The sequence below is a fragment of the Dietzia sp. DQ11-71 genome (assembly GCF_014144995.1).
In the GTDB taxonomy this organism is placed as follows: Bacteria; Actinomycetota; Actinomycetes; order Mycobacteriales; family Mycobacteriaceae; genus Dietzia; species Dietzia kunjamensis.
On the sequence record NZ_JAALDT010000192.1, the window covers coordinates 1 to 1,675 of the forward strand.

General features: G+C 70.9%; 2 protein-coding genes. Both read left to right on the forward strand.

The window, feature by feature from the left end; translation table 11 throughout:
• A partial coding sequence (locus G6023_RS07905; RefSeq protein WP_182634861.1) for a rhodanese-like domain-containing protein occupies positions 1–1,236 on the forward strand: 1,236 nt, incomplete at its 5' end.
• Positions 1,237–1,355: 119 nt separating this feature from the next.
• The coding region (locus G6023_RS07910; RefSeq protein ID WP_182634863.1) for a rhodanese-like domain-containing protein at positions 1,356–1,675 on the forward strand (320 nt) is incomplete at its 3' end.

Consider the following 1,675-nt stretch of genomic DNA (forward strand, 5'->3'; position numbering starts at 1 on the left):
GAGACCCACATCCACGCCGACTACCTGTCCGGCACCCGTGAGCTCGCGCAGGCCACCGGCGCGACCGCCTACGTCTCCGGCGAGGGCGGCGACGACTGGCAGTACGGGTTCGAAGCGGAGCGCCTGCACCACGGTGACCAGCTCAAGCTGGGCAACATCACCGTCGAGGTCGTGCACACCCCGGGCCACACCCCGGAGCACCTGTCGTTCCTCATCACCGACGGCGCCTTCGCGGACAGCCCCGGATACATGCTGACCGGCGACTTCGTCTTCTCCGGAGACCTCGGCCGACCGGATCTGCTCGACGAGGCCGCGGGTGGGGTCGACACCCGCTTCGAGGGCGCCAAGCAGATCTTCCGCAGCCTGAAGGACTCCTTCGTCACCCTGCCGGACCACGTCCAGGTCTTCCCCGGCCACGGTTCGGGCAGCGCCTGTGGCAAGGCCCTCGGCGCGCTGCCGTCGACCAGCGTCGGCTACGAGCGCCGCTTCGCATGGTGGGCCGGGTACGTCGAGCGTGACGACGAGCAGGGCTTCATCGACGAGATGCTCGACGGACAGCCGGACGCGCACGCCTACTTCGGCCGCATGAAGCGGCAGAACAAGGAGGGCCCCGCGGTGCTGGGCGCACTGGCCCCGCTCCGCGAGTTCGGCACCCTCGAGCTGGCCGACGCCCTCGAAGCGAACGAGGTCGTCGTCGTCGACACCCGTGGCCAGGACGAGGTCCACGCCGGCACCGTCCCCGGGGCGCTCAACATCCCCGGCGTCGACAAGGCCGCGTCCTTCGGCGCCTGGGTCTACGACCCCGAGAAGGAGGACACGCCCCTGGTGGTCCTGGCCGAGGACGTCGAGATGGCCGAGGCGCTGCGCGATCACCTGCTGCGCGTCGGAATCGACACGGTCACCGGCTACACGACCAGCTTCGAGGGTCTGCCGATGACGACCCCCGAGATGATCGGGCCGGACGAGCTCGCCTCGTTCGACTCCGCGATGGTGCTGGACGTGCGCAACAAGACCGAGCACTCCGACGGCCACATCCCGGGCTCCGAGCAGCTCAGCGGCGGCCGGGCGCTGTGGAACCTCGACCGGCTCCCGACCGACGGACCGATCGTGACCTACTGCCAGAGCGGCGTCCGCAACTCGGTCGCGGCCAGCGCCCTGCGTCGCGCCGGTTACCGCGTGGTCGAGCTCGAGGGCAGCTACGCCGCCTGGTCCGAGCGCAACCTCGCGACCGTCTGACCGGTCGCGCCCACACCCGGGGGCCGGACACCCGTCCGGCCCCCGGGTCCGGTGGCGCCCGGCGCCACCACCCCGACACCCCCACACACCCCGAACAGTCAAAGGACATCGCTTCACCCATGCTCTCCACGCTGACGAACGCCCCGACCATCGCTCCCGCCGATCTGCGAGAGGCGATGGACTCTGACACCCCGCCCACCGTCATCGACGTGCGCTCCGGGGCCGAGTTCTCCTCGGTGCACATCCGCGGCTCCTACAACGTGCCGCTGCCCCTGCTCGCCGAGCACGGTGAGGAGTTCGCCACCCGCCTGCCCGGCCAGGTCGTCCTCATCTGCCAGTCCGGAAACCGAGCCCGCCAGGCGAACGAGCGGCTCGAGTCCGTGGGCGTCGACCCCGACTCGGTGACCGTGCTCGACGGCGGCATCGCCGGCTACGAGGC